Annotated in this window: 14 protein-coding genes and 1 riboswitch; of the genes, 8 read left to right on the top strand and 6 right to left on the bottom strand. The window is 55.5% G+C overall.

The features are described 5' to 3' along the window. Positions 1-153: 153 nt before the first annotated feature. From PG722_RS03120 to PG722_RS03110, 3 genes are all read right to left on the bottom strand, one after another. Entirely contained in the window at positions 154-1,458 is a 1,305-nt protein-coding gene (locus tag PG722_RS03120; RefSeq protein ID WP_270579618.1) for a bifunctional folylpolyglutamate synthase/dihydrofolate synthase, read from the bottom strand. Between the two features lie 203 nt (positions 1,459-1,661). Further along, positions 1,662-2,102, bottom strand: coding sequence for a NifB/NifX family molybdenum-iron cluster-binding protein (locus PG722_RS03115; RefSeq protein WP_110435316.1), 441 nt, complete (start codon positions 2,100-2,102; stop codon positions 1,662-1,664). After that, complete coding sequence (locus PG722_RS03110; protein ID WP_117751035.1) at positions 2,099-2,917, bottom strand: P-loop NTPase; 819 nt, start codon at positions 2,915-2,917, stop codon at positions 2,099-2,101. Before PG722_RS03110 ends, PG722_RS03115 begins: the two co-directional genes overlap by 4 nt. 306 nt (positions 2,918-3,223) lie before the next feature. On the opposite strand from PG722_RS03110, the gene PG722_RS03105 reads away from it, so the two are divergent. Then, the gene (locus PG722_RS03105) at positions 3,224-3,379 is read left to right on the top strand and encodes a hypothetical protein (protein WP_270579617.1); all 156 of its coding nucleotides are present in this window, start codon (positions 3,224-3,226) and stop codon (positions 3,377-3,379) included. 685 nt (positions 3,380-4,064) lie between these two features. Here PG722_RS03105 and pflA read toward each other — a convergent pair. Then, entirely contained in the window at positions 4,065-4,763 is a 699-nt protein-coding gene (gene pflA / locus PG722_RS03100; RefSeq protein ID WP_118760830.1) for a pyruvate formate-lyase-activating protein, read from the bottom strand. Between the two features lie 182 nt (positions 4,764-4,945). After that, a complete protein-coding gene (gene pflB / locus PG722_RS03095) occupies positions 4,946-7,174 on the bottom strand; it encodes a formate C-acetyltransferase (RefSeq protein ID WP_270579616.1) in 2,229 nt (742 codons plus the stop codon). Positions 7,175-7,250: 76 nt separating this feature from the next. Further along, positions 7,251-7,365, bottom strand: a riboswitch (ZMP/ZTP riboswitch). Positions 7,366-7,556: 191 nt separating this feature from the next. Between pflB and PG722_RS03090 the strand changes: the two genes are divergently transcribed. Then, positions 7,557-8,636 carry a 6-phosphofructokinase gene (locus tag PG722_RS03090; protein WP_270579615.1) on the top strand — a complete coding sequence of 360 codons (1,080 nt, stop codon included), beginning with the start codon at positions 7,557-7,559 and terminating at the stop codon, positions 8,634-8,636. Positions 8,637-9,043: 407 nt separating this feature from the next. On the opposite strand, the gene PG722_RS03085 is transcribed toward PG722_RS03090, so the two are convergent. Next, positions 9,044-10,327: an adenylosuccinate synthase gene (locus PG722_RS03085; RefSeq protein ID WP_110435320.1), complete on the bottom strand. Its 1,284-nt coding sequence runs from the start codon at positions 10,325-10,327 to the stop codon at positions 9,044-9,046. A 223-nt stretch (positions 10,328-10,550) separates the two neighbouring features. Here PG722_RS03085 and PG722_RS03080 point away from each other — a divergent pair, with 223 nt between their 5' ends. The 6 genes from PG722_RS03080 (at position 10,551) to glgB (ending at position 17,708) form a co-directional block, all read left to right on the top strand. Further along, positions 10,551-11,678, top strand: coding sequence for a cysteine desulfurase family protein (locus tag PG722_RS03080; protein ID WP_270579614.1), 1,128 nt, complete (start codon positions 10,551-10,553; stop codon positions 11,676-11,678). A gap of 40 nt (positions 11,679-11,718) precedes the next feature. Beyond that, the gene (locus PG722_RS03075) at positions 11,719-12,393 is read left to right on the top strand and encodes a hypothetical protein (protein WP_270579613.1); all 675 of its coding nucleotides are present in this window, start codon (positions 11,719-11,721) and stop codon (positions 12,391-12,393) included. 5 nt (positions 12,394-12,398) lie between these two features. Further along, positions 12,399-12,785, top strand: a complete 387-nt coding sequence (locus tag PG722_RS03070) for a hypothetical protein (RefSeq protein ID WP_270579611.1) — start codon at positions 12,399-12,401, stop codon at positions 12,783-12,785. 23 nt (positions 12,786-12,808) lie between these two features. Continuing rightward, positions 12,809-13,978 carry a tRNA uracil 4-sulfurtransferase ThiI gene (gene thiI / locus PG722_RS03065; RefSeq protein WP_227109306.1) on the top strand — a complete coding sequence of 390 codons (1,170 nt, stop codon included), beginning with the start codon at positions 12,809-12,811 and terminating at the stop codon, positions 13,976-13,978. Positions 13,979-14,064: 86 nt separating this feature from the next. Further along, positions 14,065-15,294 (top strand): competence/damage-inducible protein A, encoded by a 1,230-nt coding sequence (locus PG722_RS03060; protein WP_270385305.1) that lies wholly within the window; start codon positions 14,065-14,067, stop codon positions 15,292-15,294. A gap of 242 nt (positions 15,295-15,536) precedes the next feature. Next, a complete protein-coding gene (gene glgB / locus PG722_RS03055) occupies positions 15,537-17,708 on the top strand; it encodes a 1,4-alpha-glucan branching protein GlgB (RefSeq protein ID WP_270579608.1) in 2,172 nt (723 codons plus the stop codon). Positions 17,709-17,740 lie beyond the last annotated feature (32 nt).

The raw sequence follows: 17,740 nt of genomic DNA, 5'->3' as shown, positions 1-17,740 counted from the left end.
GTCACCTCGAAATCAGCAAAATATTACCTCTTATTTCGCATGGTATCCCGCCCTGCGATATACCAAACAATATACCTATTGAAAACAACTGACACAAAAATAAAAGGCTTGTACTTTCAAAGTACAAGCCTTATTTTACCTGTTTATTCCATTTTAATCTGTCGCTTTCGGTCGCCCGCGCAAAATCTTCTCGCACTCACCAATAAGGTACAGCGAACCGCAGATAAGAATGCAGTCGTTCATCTTCGCATGCTCCAGTGCAAGCTCAATGGCGTGCTCGGCGGATTCGCACTCGTACACGCTCTTGCACGACTGCCGCGCCAGCTCTGCAATCGTGTGTGCATCCAGCGAACGCTCACCCGCATCCGGCACACAGGCGTAAAAGTCGTCCGCGCGGCTGGCTACCTCGTGAACACAGGTTTCGTAGTCCTTGTCGCGCACCATGCCCATCACAACGTGCAGCCGCTTCATCTTGAGCAGCTCATCCACCGCGTGACACAACGCGTCCGCGCCTGCGGCATTGTGTGCGCCGTCAAGCAGGATGAGCGGCTGATCGACCACGCGTTCCAGCCGGCCTGCGATACGCGCCCGCGCCAGACCGCGCACGGCGGCTTCGGTCGGAATGTTCCAGCCGCGCTCACGCAGTGCGTTCAGCGCCCGCAGAGCCGTCCGCGCATTCTGCAGCTGATGCCGTCCGGGCATGGCAATGGTGTATCCCTGTCCCTCATACACGAACGCCGAACCGCTGATATCGCACCGCAGCACGCGGCAGTCCTCCGCTCCGCCGAACCAGACAGCGCCCGCCGCATCGCAGGCACGGCGCAGCACCCGCTGTACATCGTTCGGCTGACCGTCCGCGCAGACAACCGCCGTACCCGGCTTGAAAATACCTGCCTTCTCGGCCGCAATGACCGCCGCCGTGTTGCCGAGCACCGCCATATGGTCGAGCGAAATCGGCGTAATAACGCAGACCTCCGTATTTTTGATGACATTTGTCGCGTCACAGCGGCCGCCCAGACCGGTTTCGAGAACCACAATATCGCATTCCTGCTCAACAAAACAGAGGAATGCCAGTGCGGTCGTGAACTCAAACTCGCCGATGGTCTCACCCTCGGGCAGTGTGAGCGATTCACACGCCACCGTTACCCGTTCGCACAGGCGCGTCAGATCGTCGTCCGAGATCATCACACCGTCCACGCGGATGCGCTCGTAAAACTGCACCAGATACGGCGAGGTATACAGTCCGGTGCGCAGTCCGGCCGCCTGCAGCGCCGAGGCGACCATACACGCGGTCGAGCCCTTGCCGTTCGTGCCCGCAAGATGAACAAACTTCAGTCTGTCCTGCGGGTTTCCCAGCGCCTCGCACAGCGCCTTGATACGGTGCAGACCCGGCTTGCCGGAAAATCTGCCGAGAGAGTGTATGTATTCGATTGCCGTTTTCGGATTTTCGGTATCCATAATAGCTTCTTTCCTTATATTATAATGATACATTTGATTATAACACAGTTTCATCAAATTGAGAATGGAGAATGAAAAATGGAGAATTACCTTTCCGTAAAAGGAGCGGCACTCGCTTCATCTTAACAATCATTTTCCATTCTCCATCCTCAATTCTCCATTAAAACTATAAAAACCACCGAAATTCGGTGGTTTTTATAGTTTTACTTGATCTCCTCGACCGGAATCTGCTTGAGCAGCTCGCTCGGGCCGCAGCCGGAGCACTTTGCACAGTCGTGCATGCATGCCATCGGATCATCCGGATCTTCCTCACGGCCGATCTCGAGGATGGTCGGGTCACCCTGCTTTTCACCGACGAGGAACTTTGCAACCGATTCCTCCGCCGAGCCTTCGCAGCCGGGCACGAGCAGCACGCCGAGCATCTCGAGTGCGTTGCGCGTTGCCAGACCGAGCGAACCGCAGATGAGCACGTCGATCTGCTCCAGACCGGCGAACTTGATCAGGTCGGTCGCGGATGTGCCGGCAATCCCGGCAATGCGCTTGCCGACCGGTTCCCGGCCCTCGGTGGTGATAATGAGCACCTCACGGCAGTCGCCCAGATTCTTGGCGATCCGGCCGTTTTCATATGCTACGCCAATGTTCATAACAGACCCTCCACGGTCTTAAGCGCACCGGAAAGCTCGTCCGGCAGCTTTGCATCCTCGATCTTGCCTGCGTCAACCGCCGCAGCCAGCTTCGGGTCGATCGGCAGCTTGGCCAGAACCGGCAGCTCGTAGTGCGCGGCTACCTCGTCAATATGGCTCTCGCCGAATACCGAAATGTGCTTGCCGCAGTCCGGGCATGCCAGATAGCTATAGTTCTCCACGATGCCGAGCACCGGAATGTTCATCATCTTCGCCATCTTAACCGCCTTGCCGACGATCATGGAGACCAGATCCTGCGGCGAGGTAACAACGATGATGCCGTCCACCGGCAGGGACTGGAACACGGTCAGCGGTACATCGCCTGTTCCGGGAGGCATATCGACAAACAGGAAGTCTACGTCGTCCCATACAACGTCCGACCAGAACTGCTTGACGGTCTCCGCGATGATCGGACCGCGGTAAATAACCGGATCGTCCTCATGCGGCAGTACCAGATTGATCGAGATCATCTGTACACCGCCTTCGCTGCGTGCCGGAAGAATGCCTTCCTCGCAGCCCTCGAGCTGACCGTGTACGCCGAAGGTCTTGGGGATAGACGGACCGGTGATGTCGGCATCCAGCACACCGCAGGAATAACCCTTGCGCGTCATGCCGACCGCCATCATCGAGGTGAGCAGGCTCTTGCCTACGCCGCCCTTGCCGGAAACAACGCCGATGACTTTTTTAACAGAGGCCGCCGGATTGGCTGCAACCTTGAGGCTCTTTTCGCCGCCGCAGTTAGACGAGCAGCTATCGCAATTATGCGAGCAACCCATAAAAAACAACTCCTTACCTATATATCTTGCCTAAAAAACAGTATACCCTAAAAAAACGTTTTCCGCAAGCATAGCACCGGCTTATTTATTGACAAATGCCCAAAACAGAAAAGCACCGCTGTTTCGTGGGGGAACGAAACAGCGGTGCTTTCGGTTAAAAACACAAATTGAAAAAAAGGGAAAAAGAGAAATGAAAAAATCGGATGACGTCAATGCGGGATTTGCGGCTCTCCCTCACTGACAAGTACAGTATACCGTCTTTTTATGCCGAATGTGTGAACGAAATTTGAATATGCTGTGAAGGATATGAAAAGAAAACAGCATATCGTTCAAACCGCAGTTTGGCACCAAAAGAGAAACGCCCTGTTTCCCGGGGGAAGGAAACAGGGCGTTCTCGTTGATGCAAATGAAAAGAGTTTAAGAAAAGGTGATAAAATCAAAGAAAAGAGGTTGTCAGTTTGAGAAAAGGGGAAACTCTTACTGACACCTATAGTATATCGCGCAGACACCCTTTAATTGTGAACAAATCGTGAACAGACCTTGAAATATTTTTAACAATGTAAACAAGTACCCTGCTTAACCATTTCAAAGATACTCCGAGACAGGAAAACACCCCGGCTCCGTGGGGGAAACGGAACCGAGGCATTTTCGATCATTTCACAAAATAAAGGGGGTAAAAGAGAAATAAAAGATTGTAGATGACTATCGATTCAGGATTGCGGCTTCCCTTATCGACAATGTTAGTATACCGCACTTTGCTTCAAAATGTGTGAACGAATTTTGAACAGAATTTGAAAGGTTTGTGTACTGTCGAAAACCCGGTTTCGGACAGGAAAACACCCTGCCTCCGAGGGGGAACGGAAACAGGGTGTTTTCGGTCATTTCACAAAATAAAGGGGGTAAAAGAGAAATAAAAAAATCAGTAGGCTGTGTCGTTCGGGATTGCGGCTTCCCTCATCGACAATGTTAGTATACCGCACTTTGCCGCAAAATGTGTGAACGAATTTTGAACATAATTTGAAAGGTTTGTTTCTAAGGCAACACCGCATAATTGAACAAGAGTAATTTGCGAGTAAATTTTGCGTACTGACAAGACGCGGTGTTGCCTAAAGTTCATAATTTGCCGCTTGGTTCCCGTTTTACCGTGTTACAGCTGTGCGACCATGGTTTTCAGGGCATCCGGGTTCATGGCAGGCGTATCCTTCAGCGGAAATTCCAGACCGAGCCGTTCATATTTTTCCATGCACAGCTTGTGGAACGGCAGAAACTCCAGCTTTTCAAAGTTGGGATAGCTTTCCGCCTTGGCTTTGACGCGGCGCAAATGGTCCATACCATCGGTCAGACCGGGCACAACCACATGCCGAATCCACAGCGGCACGTTTTTCATCGCGGTCAGCTGCAGGAAACGCTCAATCTGGTCGAAATCCGCGCGGCAGTTCTTGAGATAATCCGCTTTGGTGAGGAATTTCAGGTCGCACAGGACCAAATCCGTGTGCGCGAGCACCTTTTCCGCTTTGGAGAGATTGCCCACGCCGGAGGTATCGAGCGCGGTGTGTACGCCGTGCTCATGCAGCTTGGCGAAAAACTCCTCAACAAATTCGGCCTGCAGGAGCGGTTCGCCGCCGGTGACGGTTACGCCGCCGCCATTCTTCCAGTACGGACGAAACCGGAGAGCCTTGCGGACCAGCTCGTCCACGTCGGTCGGTGTGCCGCCTTCGGTCAGCCAGGTATCGGGATTGTGGCAATAGACGCACCGCAGTGGGCAGCCCTGCATAAATACGACGTATCGCACGCCGGGGCCGTCCACCGCGCCGAGGGACTGAATGGAATGAATGTTTCCGGTCATATTGCCACTTTCCTTTCTATTCGGGAAAAATAAATGGCTCCGTGGCTTTGCCGCGGAACCATACCTCTGCCCGCGCCGCGGCGGCGCGTCCTCGTCCGCTGTGCGGGCGAGAGGGGGTTATCCCAAACGGTTTCGCAAGGAACCGGTTGGGTATCTAAGGGGGACAGCGTCCCCCTTAGAGGTTAAATCGCCTCGTGGAACGTACGCGAAATAACCTCACGCTGCTGCTCGCGGCTCAGCTTGTAGAAGTTGACCGCGTAGCCGGAAACACGAATGGTCAGGTTCGGGTACTGCTCCGGATGCTCGTAAGCCGCCATGAGGGTTTCGCGGTTGAGTACATTTACGTTCAGATGATGCGCGTTCTGCGCGAAGTATCCGCCCATGATGGCAACAAGGTTGTTCACCTGCTCCTCATCGGTCTTGCCGAGCGCACCCGGCGTGATGGAGAACGTGTTGGAGATACCATCGCGGCAGTAGGTGTAGCTCAGCTTTGCAACCGAGTTGAGCGATGCCAGCGCGCCGGAAACATCACGGCCGCTCATCGGGTTTGCGCCCGGTGCCAGCGGTTCGCCGTGACGGCGGCCGTCCGGCGTGTTGCCGGTCTTTTTGCCGTACATTACGTTGGAGGTGATGGTCAGGATGGACAGCGTATGAATTGCGCCGCGGTACAGCGGGAACTGCGTCAGTGCCTGATAGAACTTCTCGACCTGCTCACATGCGATCTGATCTACACGATCGTCGTCATTGCCGAACTTCGGGAAATCGCCCTCGATCTCAAAATCCACGATAATGCCGTTCTCCGGATTACGGATGGGCTTTACCTTGGCATACTTGATCGCGGAAAGCGAATCTGCCATGCAGCTCATGCCCGCAATGCCGAACGCCATCAGGCGGCGCACCTCAGTATCATGCAGCGCCATCTGGCTCTTCTCGTAGGCATACTTGTCGTGCATGTAATGGATGGTGTTCATCGCGGAAACGTAGGTCTTAGCCAGCCACGGACGGTAGAAGTCCATGCGGCGGAGAACCTCCTCATAATCCAGCACATCGCCGTCCATGACCGGCATCTCCGGGCCGACCTGCTCGAACTTGTTCTCGTCACGGCCGCCGTTGATTGCCATCATCATCAGCTTTGCGATGTTGGCACGCGCACCAAAGAACTGCATGTCCTTGCCGACGCGCATCGCGGATACGCAGCACGCGATGGCGTAATCATCACCGTAGTACGGACGCATAACATCATCGTTCTCGTACTGCAGGGCATCCGTGTCGATGGATACCTTTGCGATGAACTTCTTCCAGTTCTCCGGCAGGTTTTCGCTCCACAGAACGGTCAGATTCGGCTCTGCGGCAGCGTTCAGGTTGTACAGGGTGTTGAGCATGCGGTAGCTGTTCTTCGTAACCATGTGACGGCCGTCCTCGCCGATGCCGCCGACTGCCTCGGTGATCCACATCGGGTCGCCGCCGAACAGCTCGTTGTACTCCGGCGTGCGCAGGTGGCGCGCCATACGCAGATGCAGCACGAAATCATCCATGATCTCCTGTGCCTCGCTCTCGGTGAGCAGGCCTGCCGCAATGTCGCGCTCAAAGTAGATATCGAGGAAGGTGGAGGTGCGGCCAAGGCTCATTGCGGCGCCGTTCTGCTCCTTGATGCCGGCCAGATAGCCAAAGTACAGCCACTGAACGGCCTCCTTTGCGTTCTCCGCCGGACGGGTGATATCAAAGCCGTAGGAAGCCGCCATTGCGATCATGTCCTTGAGCGCCTTGATCTGGTCGCTCAGCTCCTCAGCGCAGCGGATTTCCTTCTCGGTGGTCGGCACGCTGCCGAGCGCATCCTTGTCCTTCTGCTTCTCCTCGATGAGGCGATTCACGCCGTACAGCGCCACGCGGCGGTAGTCACCGATGATGCGGCCGCGGCCATAAGCATCCGGCAGACCGGTCAGCAGACCAACATGACGCGCTTCACGAACGTCCTTGGTGTATGCGGAGAATACGCCGTCGTTGTGGGTCTTGTGGTACTTGAACTCCTCCTCAATCTTGGGAGAAACCTCATAGCCGTACTGCTTGCACGCATCACGGACCATACGCATACCGCCGAACGGATTGCATGCACGCTTGAGCGGCTCATCGGTCTGCAGACCGACGATAACCTCGTTGTTCTTGTCGAGATAGCCCGGGCCGAAGGCCGTGATGGTGATAACGGTCTCGGTGTCGATATTACGGACACCGCCCTTTTCGCGCTCCTCCGCGAGCAGTGCATCGAACTTCTCACGCAGCGCAGTCGTGCGTGCGGTAGCCGGAGCCAGAAAAGCGCCGTCACCATCATACGGGGTGTAATTCTTCTGGATAAAGTCGCGGACATTGATCTCGTTTTCCCAGTTGCCGCCATTAAAGTTGTTCCATGCGTTCATGTTCTTTTCCTCCTGTTTGTGCTGTCTGCTGTCCTTTTTTATGGTAACAAAAAAGGACAGCATCGCGTATTACTTGCGACACTGCCCAGACGGTCGGCATTGAGATACACTTCACGGTGCATCTGATTACGGAACTCCCTGCTCCCCGGTGGTTTGCGCTCCACCTGTGTCCGTCAGTTGCAGGGAATCTGTCTGGCATTAGCATAACACATCTGCCGTTCAATATGCAACTGCCGAAAGTCACAAAAAATCCATGTGAAAAAACCGTGGAATCTGTGTAAAGTATCTTTTCAATTTACACAAAATAGGGTATAGTAAAAATATGATACTGCGCATTGTACACATATAGAATGCGGAAAACAGAGTCAGGAGGCAGACGAGTATGTTGAAGATTGGTATGCTGACCAGCGGCGGCGACTGTCAGGGTCTGAACGCGGCACTGCGCGGTGTAGCGAAAACACTGTATAATGAACTGGGAGATAAAGTAACCATCTATGGTATTCGGGACGGCTACCGCGGTTTGATCGAGGGCGATTACCACGAAATGCTGCCCGAGGATTTTTCGGATATTCTGACGGTCGGCGGCACTATTCTCGGTACGTCGCGCCAGCCGTTCAAGGAAATGCGCAAGACCATCGAGGACAGCGAGGAGACCAAGCTGGATAAAATGCTGCACACGGTGAAAAAGGCAGACTTTGACTGTCTGGTCATTCTGGGCGGCAACGGCACGCACAAGACCGCAAACCTACTGAGCATGAAGGGTGTCAACGTGGTAACGCTGCCCAAGACGATCGACAACGATCTGTGGGGCACCGAGCTGACGTTCGGTTTCCAGTCCGCGATTGATATCGCGTCCACGGTTATTGATTCCATCCATTCCACCGCATTTTCGCACTCGCGTGTGTTCATCGTGGAGGTTATGGGACATAAAGCCGGCTGGCTGACGCTGTACGCAGGCATTGCCTCCGGCGCAGATGTCATCGTCATTCCGGAGATTCCCTACTCCGCAAAGAAGATTGCCGCAGCGATCGAAAAGCGTGCCAAGGCGGGCAAACGATTCTCCATCATTGCAGTGGCTGAGGGCGCGATAAGTCAGGACGAGGCGAAAATGAGCAAAAAGGAGTTCAAGGCGGCGCGCGAGGCGATGACCTATCCGTCCATCTCCTACCGCATTGCGGACGAACTCAAGGAGCTGACCGGGCAGGAGATCCGCGTTACCATTCCGGGCCATTACCAGCGCGGCGGTGCTCCCTGCCCGGCCGACCGTGTGCTGACCAGCCGGTTCGGCGTAGCGGCAGCGCAGCTTATCACGCAGAAAAAATTCGGCTATATGGTCGCGCTGCAGGATAACCATATCGTACCGGTTCCGCTGACCGAGGTCGCAGGCAAGCTGAAAACCGTTCCGCCCGATGGCGAACTGGTGAAGCAGGCAAGAGCACTCGGACTGTCGATGGGCGACTGATTGCCGAATTGAGAATGGAGAATGAACGCAGCTATTTAATCCGTTCCAAAAAGGACGCATAATATGCGTCCTTTTTTCGTGCAAAAGCACATATAAAATTCCGGTTTGCTTGCAAACCGCAACTACATGACAGGATTTCGTTCAGAAATCTGAGTCATTGTCCCGTGCCGTGCACGACCGCCGTTTCACGGCGGCATTCAATCGCGTTTGCCGTGCAAATGCAAAAAAACGCAGGACATGCGCGCGCAGCGCGGACATAGCCGCGCAAGGATAGCGCCTGCGTTTTTTTACAAGAAAAAAGGGATTTTGTGTGCCCGCCAAGGCGGACGCGCAAAATCCCGTATAGGACGTATCCGAGCCATTGGCTCGGTACGTCCCTCTCGTCCGAAAGCGTGGTTTCGGACGAATTATTTGATCGTCATAACCTGATCACGAGCAGGACCTACGCCAAGCATGGTAATCGGGCACTCAATGATGCGCTCCAGCTCCTTGATGTAGGACTGCACGGTTGCCGGCAGTTCCTCGAAGGAACGGCAGTTGGTGATATCCTCATCAAAGCCGTCGAACTCCTCGTAAACCGGCTCACAGTCTACCAGATCCATGAAGTTTGCCGGGAACTCAGTAACAGTCTCGCCGTTCTTCAGCTTGTATGCAACGCAGACCTTGAGCTTCGGCAGGCCGCGCAGCGGGTCGATCTTGTTGATGACAACGTCAGTCAGACCGTTTACACGAACCGCATAGCGTGCAACGACTGCGTCGAACCAGCCGGTACGGCGCGGACGGCCGGTAACGGTACCGAACTCGCCGCCTGCATTGCGGATGTAGTCACCGGTTTCATCGAACAGCTCGGTCGGGAACGGACCCTCGCCTACACGGGTAGTGTAGGACTTAAAGATACCCATGATCTCGTTGATGGCAGTCGGGCCGACACCGGAACCGATGCAGCAGCCGCCTGCTACCGGATGAGACGAGGTAACATACGGATAGGTGCCCATGTCGAGGTCGAGCAGCGTGCCCTGTGCACCCTCGAACAGCACTTCCTTGCCGGACTTGATGGCGTCATAGGTCATAACGGTGGTGTCGCGCACCATCGGACGCAGACGGTCTGCGTAAACCTTGTACTCTGCGATAACGGCATCCGCGTCGATCGGCTCGCCGCCGTAAACGCCGGTGATCACGCGGTTCTTGCGGGCACAGGTCTCGCGGATAACCTCCTCGAAACGCTCTGCGTCTACAAAATCGTGCATGCGGATGCCGCTGCGCTCGGACTTGTCCATGTAGGTCGGGCCGATGCCCTTCTTGGTGGTGCCGATCGCGGTGCCTTCCTTGGCCTTCTCTGCCTCGCTGAGCGCATCCAGCTCAAGGTGCCACGGCATGATGCAGTGGCAGCGTGCGTCGATGAACAGCTTGTCGGTGGAAACGCCCTTCTCGTGCAGGCCGTCGATCTCGCCGAGGACAGCCTTCGGATTGACAACAACACCCGGGCCGATGACGTTGACGCACTCCGGATACAGGATGCCGGACGGAATCAGCTGCAGCTTGTACTTCTCACCACCGGCCACAACGGTGTGACCGGCATTGTTGCCGCCCTGGCTGCGGACAACCAAATCCGCCTTGCCTGCGAAAATATCAATAAACTTACCCTTGCCTTCGTCGCCCCACTGGGCGCCGAGAATTACCTTACCTGGCATTAGGATTTCCTCCCTTTCTATCTGCAACGTGCTCTTGTCACGCAGTATACTTATAATAGGTAACAGCCATACCTTTAAAATTATAGCATACCCTTTTCTACTTTTCAATGCCGTTTTACACGTTTTTGTCTTGTAAAAGGCGGCTCGCCGTTGTAAAATATTTTATAATAGCGGGAAGTATGGCCGCACGGCGGTCTGCCCCGATGAAGGAGTTCGTTTTTCTATGCATTATCTTGATAACGCGGCGACGACCCGCGTGCTGCCCGAAGCAGCCGAAGCGGCCGTTCACGCGATGTGCGAGGAGTTCGGCAACCCGTCCAGCCTGCACCGCATGGGTCTGGAGGCCTCGCATCTGCTTGAGGACAGCCGCAGGACGGTCGCGTCTGCGCTCGGCTGTCTGCCCGAGGAAGTATATTTCACCGCCTGCGGCACGGAGAGCACCAATATCAGTCTGCGCGGCGCGGCACACCTCAACCGGCATAAGAAAGGCCGCATCATCACGACCGAGATCGAACACGCGGCAACCATCAACACCGCAAAGCAGCTTGCTGCGGACGGCTTCGACGTGGTTTTCCTTGCGCCGGATGCAACCGGCCACATCACGCCCGAGGTGCTGAGCGAAGCACTGACCGAGGACACCATTCTTCTCTCCTGCCAGCTGGTCAACAACGAGATCGGCACGGTGCAGCCGGTCGAACAGCTCGGAAAGCTGCTCAAGGCCAAGGCACCCAAGGCGCTGTTCCACATTGATGCCGTACAGGGTCTTTGCCGTGTACGCCTGACGCCGAAAAAATGGAACTGTGACCTGATGAGCGTTTCCGGCCACAAGATCGGCGCACCCAAGGGCATCGGTGCACTGTATGTCAAGAAGGGTCTGCGTCTGCCGCCGCTGACCTTCGGCGGCGGTCAGGAGCGCGGCATGCGTCCGGGCACCGAAGCCGTGCCGAATATCGCAGCATTTGCCAAGGCGTGCGAGATCCGCATGGCGCATTTTGAAGAGGATTACACCCATGTGCAGGAGCTCGCCGACTACCTCAAGCAGCAGGTCAGCGCCGAGCTGCCGGATGCTGTAATGAACGGTGAAGGCGATATTCCGCACGTTGTCAATCTTTCCATGCCCGGCTGCAAGAGCGAGGTCATGCTGCATGTACTCGAGGGGGACGAGGTTTACATTTCCAGCGGTTCGGCCTGCTCCAAGGGCAAGCAGAGCGGTGTGCTCAAGGCGCTCGGTCTGCCGAAAGCGCGCACGGACAGCGCACTGCGCGTGTCGTTTGCACCGTTCAACACAAAGGAAGATGTGGATGCTTTTGTGGCAGCGGTCAAAAAGGGCGCGAAAATGTTCCGCAGATAAGCTAATTCGTAATTAGGAATTATTGCGAGGAGGTAGGGTTATGAGTAAAAAACATATTATGAACGCCGGTATCTGCTGTATCTGCACGGCCGTGATTTTCGGTCTGCACTTCTTCGTGTACGGCCGGATGCTGCTGGACAATCCTGTGCTGGTTGGCGCTACCTGCGCTGTTTTTATTGCATCAGCCGCAGGGCGCACAGGCGAGGAACGAGAACCATGGTTTCCGCCTAATCATATCGTTACACGGCTTTGTCAGCTGATATTCTGCGGTATCCTCTGCACCATTCCGTACATACTGTTCACGGAACCGTATTCTCTCGACAACTGGATTTTCCTGCCGCTTTGGGCTACGTTGAGCATTATCGAGCTAAGATATCGAGAGCAAAATTCCACTGCCTATGCGGTTACTATGGCAGTCGCTCTGTGTGTTACCGGCGCATTTCTGCTGATTACCCACCCGATTACCGCATCACAGGCGCAGAATATCGTTGAGCAGACAGGCTATACCGACTACGCTTACTACAAAGTCAATCCCAATAACAATACCGCATATAAAGACGGTCGGGACAGCGAGGCTCTCTACTTTACTGCGCCCGAACCTGCGGACAAGTCCGACTACTATGCCTTTTCCGCAAACAAGGATGGCGAAAAATACGGTGTTCTTGTTTCTTATTTTCGCGGAACCATTGACGAGGAACAAAAACAAGGAGTTTAATCTATATGGAATACAAAACCATCACCAAACCGGACGGCTCGGAGCAGAAGCTCGCCGTATATGACGGCAAATGCCGCTTCTGGATGGAGGGCCTTTACGACAGCCTGCCGGACACTGCCGAAAAGCGTGCAGAGGAATGCAGTCTGCCGGTCAAAATCGACCGCCGGGAGGACGGCACGGTCAGCGTCGGCACGCAGTCGCTCGTACCGTGGGAGACCGATTACGGCAAGCTGGAAATCATGGCGGACGTTTACTTAAACTATCTGGCACAGGTGTTCAACCTGCCGGATGATGACTATGTAAAAACCAAGCTGGAGTTCGGCTCGGACAGCGCCGACCGCGACAGCCTGATGACCGCTGAGGAGAAGGAAATCATCAGCGCAAACGAATAAATTTACCATCAAGGAGACAATAAATGAAAGAAGTATTACTGCTCAAGTGCGGTGAGATCGTCCTCAAGGGACTCAACCGCAAAACCTTCGAGGATCGTCTGCTGAAAAACCTCAAGCGCCGCATGGCGCACGTTGCAGACTGCGAGATCACCATGCGCCAGTCGGTCGTTTATGTAGAGATTCCGGACGATGCGGACGCAGATGCGGTTATGGAGTGCGCAAGCCGTGTGTTCGGCTTTGCGACCATCTCCCGTGCAGCGGTCTGCCCGGAAAAGACGCTCGAGAGCGTCATTGCGACCGCAAAGGACTATCTGGCACCCAATTTTGCGGCGGCTAAGACCTTTAAGGTCGAGTCCAAGCGCGGCGACAAGAAATTCCCGATGACCTCCACCGAAATCAGCCAGCACGTCGGCGGCGAGCTTGCTGATCTTTTCCCGGAGGTCCGTCCGGACATGCACCATCCCGACCTGACCGTGCACGTTGAGATGCGCGAGAAGTACGCCTTTGTACACGCAGGTCCGGTTCCGGGTGCGGGCGGCATGCCGATCGGCTCGAACGGCCGTGCAGCGCTGCTGCTCTCCGGCGGCATTGACTCCCCTGTTGCCGGCTGGATGATGGCCAAGCGCGGTCTGGAGCTGTGCGGCATCCACTTTTTCAGCTATCCGTATACGTCCGAGCGCGCCAAGGAGAAGGTGCTTGAGCTGGGCCGCAAGCTGACCGCATGGTGCGGCCGCATGAGCGTTATGGTCGTGCCGTTCACCCACATTCAGGAGGAGATCCGCGACAAGTGCCACGAGGAGCTGTTCACGCTCATCATGCGCCGCTTTATGATGCGCATTGCCGAGCGCGTAGCTGTCGAGTACGGCTGCGGCGCACTCATCACCGGTGAGTCGCTCGGTCAGGTTGCCAGCCAGACCATGCCCGCCATGGCCGTTACCGGTGCAGTGTGCGACCTGCCGGTGTTCCGTCCCTGCATCGGCATGGATAAGGAGGAAATTGTGACGATTGCCCGTAAGATCGACACCTTTGAGACCTCTATCCTCCCCTACGAGGACTGCTGCACCGTATTTACCCCGAAGCACCCGAATACCAAGCCGAAGATGCCGAAAATCCTCGAGGCGGAGAGCCACCTCGACGTTGAAGCACTCGTGGACGAGGCGGTTAAGGGTGTGGAGATTATTCATCTGCCGTAAACACAGGTATTCGCTATGCCGCAGGGCGGGGACACCCCGCCCTGCAATATAACCTCTATCACGTTTTTCCAAAGGAGGAAAATCCATTGAACGCAGAACTTATCGCAGTCGGCACAGAGATCCTGCTGGGCGACATCGTAAACACCGATGCACAGCTCATCTCGCAGGGTCTGTCCGAGCTGGGCATCAATGTATTCTACCAGACCGTTGTCGGTGACAATCCGGCGCGTCTCGAGCGCGTAGTCCGCGAGGCAAAGGACCGTGCTGACATCATCATCACCACCGGCGGCCTTGGCCCAACCCTTGATGATCTGACCAAGGAGACGCTGGCAACCGTTTTCGGCAAAAAGATGGTGCTGCATCAGCCATCCATGGACCGTCTGACCGACTTTTTCAAGACCATTGGCCGCGAAATGACCAAGAACAACGAAAAGCAGGCATGGCTGCCCGAGGGCTGCACCGTATTCACCAACCTGTGGGGCACGGCGCCCGGCTGTGCGTTTGAGGCCGATGGCAAGCACGTTCTCATGCTGCCCGGTCCTCCGCGCGAGTGCAACCCGATGTGGAAGGAATGTGCAATGCCGTATCTGTACAAGCTGGCAGGCGGCTGCATCGTATCCCGCAACATCCGCGTATTCGGCCTCGGCGAAAGCAACATGGAGAATATCCTGCACGACATGATGGAAAAAAGCGCAAATCCGACGATTGCGCCGTATGCCCGCACCTCGGAGTGCTTCGCGCGCGTTACCGCCAAGGCGGACACCCCAGCAGAATGCGAAAAGCTGCTCGATCCGGTCGTTGACGAAATCCTGAAGCTGCTCGGCGACGACGTTTACGGCGTAGACGTTGACTCTCTCGAGCAGGTAGTCGGCGACGGCCTGCGCGAGCGCAAGCTGACCCTCGCAGTAGCCGAAAGCTGCACCGGCGGTCTGCTGTCCAAACGTCTGACCGACATCCCGGGCGCATCCGATTACTACCTCGGCGGCGTATGCTCGTACAGCAACAGTGTCAAGATGAAAGTGCTCGGCGTGAAGAAGGAGACCCTCGACACGGTCGGCGCGGTATCTCCCGAAACCGCAGAGCAGATGGCTGTCGGCGTTGCAAATGCGCTCGGCTCGGACATCGGCGTAGGCATCACTGGCATTGCCGGCCCGGGCGGCGGCACCGAGGACAAGCCGACCGGTCTGGTCTATATCAGCGTTTGGTACGACGGCAAGTTCTTTACCCGCAAAATGCAGTCCTCGCTCGGCCGCGACCGCGTGCGCATGCAGGCTGCTTCTACTGCGCTTGATCTCATCCGCCGCCATATTTTCTGAACAAATTTATATCGAATTGTACGTTATTTTGTCATTTCCGCTCAAATGATGTGGAAAGCAAACAAAATTTCTGTAAAGAAAGTCCAGTAATTGTGCTAAATTGCTGGACTTTTCTATTTATGTGATGTATACTATATCTAACTAAAGTGAGGGTATTCCGCCAAAATTCTGTCGAAGTACACAAACTGTTGGAAAATATTCGTATTTTCCTTCATTGGCGGCTGTAAAGGGAGAGATGCTGTATGAAGAAAAAATCCGCAGCACCCGCCGCAGAAAAGCGAAGCGAGCTTTTCTATTCCGGCCGGGATTGTCGCGCGTTCGATTACATGGGAGCCCACCCTTTCGTGCAGGATGGTGAACAGGGTTATCTGTTCCGTGTTTATGCACCGGAGGCCGAAAAGGTTTCTGTCATGGGTGAGTTCAACGACTGGAACCGCAACGCCGATTATATGACGCGTGATGAACAGGGTATCTGGGAGAAATTTATTCCGAATATTCCGGAATATGCCGCGTACAAGTATAGTGTATGGGCTAAGTCCGGCGATGTGTTTGACAAGTCCGACCCGTACGGCTTCCATTTTGAGACCCGTCCGGGCAACGCCACCAAGGCGTACGACCTCGACGGCTACGAATGGGGCGACGCCTCGTGGCTGGACTGGCGTAAAAAGCACCTGCCGTATTCCAATCCGGTCAACATCTACGAATGCCACCTCGGCTCGTGGAAGATGCACGAGGACGGCAACTTCTACTCCTACCGCCAGCTGGCGGACGAGCTTGTGCCATATGTCAAGGAAATGGGCTACACCCACATCGAGTTTATGCCGCTGACCGAGTATCCGTTCGACGGCTCGTGGGGCTATCAGGTAATCGGCTACTTTGCCGCCACCAGCCGCTACGGCACGCCGAAGGATCTGATGTACCTGATCGACAAGGCGCATCAGGCCGGTCTGGGCATTATCATGGACTGGGTTCCGGCACACTTCCCGAAGGACGGCTGCGGACTGGTCGAGTTTGACGGCTCGCACCTGTACGAATACGCCGATCCGCTCAAGATGGAGCACAAGGAATGGGGCACGCGCGTATTCGACTACGGCAAGGTCTCCACGAGAAACCTGCTGTTCTCCTCCGCGATGTTCTGGATCGAGAAATTCCACATGGACGGCCTGCGCGTGGACGCGGTCGCTTCCATGCTGTATCTGGATTACAACCGTCAGGGCGAATGGCGGCCGAACGTTCACGGCGGCCGTGAGAACCTCGAGGCCGTTGACTTCCTGCGGCTGCTCAACGAGTACATCCTGACCGATCATCCGGACGTTATGATGATCGCCGAAGAGTCCACCGCATGGCCGATGGTGACCAAGCCGGGTTATGACGGCGGTCTGGGCTTCAACTTCAAGTGGAACATGGGCTGGATGAACGACATGCTGTGCTACTGCTCGGCGGACCCGTTCTTCCGCAAGGACATGCACGACAAGATCACCTTCTCGTTCATGTACGCCTTTTCCGAAAACTACATTCTGCCGCTCTCGCACGATGAGGTCGTGCACGGCAAGTGCTCGCTCATTAGCAAGATGCCGCCTCCGTATGAAAATCAGTTCGGCGGTCTGCGCGCGCTGTACGGCTACATGGCCGCACACCCGGGCAAGAAGATGCTGTTCATGGGCGGCGAGTTTGCACAGTTCTCCGAATGGGCGTACCAGCGCGGACTGGACTGGATGCTGCTGGATTATCCGGCGCACCGCCAGATGCAGGCGTACGTCAAGGCGCTCAATCACTTCTACCTTGCTACTCCGCAGCTGTGGGAGCAGGATACCGACTGGCGCGGCTTTGAATGGATCAGCCATGAGGACAACCGCAACAACATCATCGCCTTCCGCCGTGTGGCGAAGGACGGCTCAGATATCGTGGTCGTTGTCAACTTCTCTCCGGAGGAGCAGCAGGAATACCGCATCGGCGTTCCGATCACCGGCACTTATGAGGAGATATTCACCTCGGACAAGACCGAGTTCGGCGGCAGCGGCATGGCAAACGGCAAGCTCAAGACCGAAAACAAGCCCATGCACGGTCAGGAACAGTCCATTGTTCTGAAGATTCCGCGCTTCGGCGTGCTGTTCTTCAAGGGCAAGGCAAGAGCCAAGCGCCGCACCAAGGCAGAGATCGAGGCCGCAAAAGCCGCGGCTGCCAAGAAACCGGCAAAGCGCACCCGCTCGACCAAGGCAGTTGCGAAATCCGGCACCAAGGCCGTTGCCCGCACAACCGAGAAGGCCGTAGCCAAGACCGGCTCCAAATCCGTTGCAAAGACCACTGAAAAGGCGGTGGCACGCACCGGAACCAAGGCAGTTGCGAAAGCCACCGAAAAAGCGGTTTCCGTACCGACAGACAAGGCAGTAACCGCAACCGGCGGTTCTAAATAAGCAAGCGCAAGTTTGCTGCAAAAGAGATACAC

This window comes from Butyricicoccus sp. OF27-2pH9A, assembly GCF_027693185.1.
Lineage (GTDB): Bacteria > Bacillota > Clostridia > Oscillospirales > Butyricicoccaceae > Agathobaculum > Agathobaculum butyriciproducens.
The sequence above is the reverse complement of the archived record's forward strand: the minus strand, read 5'-3'. Positions and strand labels throughout refer to the sequence as shown.

What these genes read in the sequence shown, in the direction of transcription:
- PG722_RS03085 (WP_110435320.1), bottom strand. Translation starts at nt 10,327, where the DNA reads ATGCCAGGTAAGGTAATTCTCGGCGCCCAGTGGGGCGACGAAGGCAAG.
- PG722_RS03070 (WP_270579611.1), top strand. Translation starts at nt 12,399, where the DNA reads ATGGAATACAAAACCATCACCAAACCGGACGGCTCGGAGCAGAAGCTC.
- thiI (WP_227109306.1), top strand. Translation starts at nt 12,809, where the DNA reads ATGAAAGAAGTATTACTGCTCAAGTGCGGTGAGATCGTCCTCAAGGGA.
- PG722_RS03075 (WP_270579613.1), top strand. Translation starts at nt 11,719, where the DNA reads ATGAGTAAAAAACATATTATGAACGCCGGTATCTGCTGTATCTGCACG.
- PG722_RS03120 (WP_270579618.1), bottom strand. Translation starts at nt 1,458, where the DNA reads ATGGATACCGAAAATCCGAAAACGGCAATCGAATACATACACTCTCTC.
- PG722_RS03105 (WP_270579617.1), top strand. Translation starts at nt 3,224, where the DNA reads ATGAAAAGAAAACAGCATATCGTTCAAACCGCAGTTTGGCACCAAAAG.
- PG722_RS03115 (WP_110435316.1), bottom strand. Translation starts at nt 2,102, where the DNA reads ATGAACATTGGCGTAGCATATGAAAACGGCCGGATCGCCAAGAATCTG.
- PG722_RS03080 (WP_270579614.1), top strand. Translation starts at nt 10,551, where the DNA reads ATGCATTATCTTGATAACGCGGCGACGACCCGCGTGCTGCCCGAAGCA.
- PG722_RS03090 (WP_270579615.1), top strand. Translation starts at nt 7,557, where the DNA reads ATGTTGAAGATTGGTATGCTGACCAGCGGCGGCGACTGTCAGGGTCTG.
- PG722_RS03110 (WP_117751035.1), bottom strand. Translation starts at nt 2,917, where the DNA reads ATGGGTTGCTCGCATAATTGCGATAGCTGCTCGTCTAACTGCGGCGGC.
- pflA (WP_118760830.1), bottom strand. Translation starts at nt 4,763, where the DNA reads ATGACCGGAAACATTCATTCCATTCAGTCCCTCGGCGCGGTGGACGGC.
- pflB (WP_270579616.1), bottom strand. Translation starts at nt 7,174, where the DNA reads ATGAACGCATGGAACAACTTTAATGGCGGCAACTGGGAAAACGAGATC.
- glgB (WP_270579608.1), top strand. Translation starts at nt 15,537, where the DNA reads ATGAAGAAAAAATCCGCAGCACCCGCCGCAGAAAAGCGAAGCGAGCTT.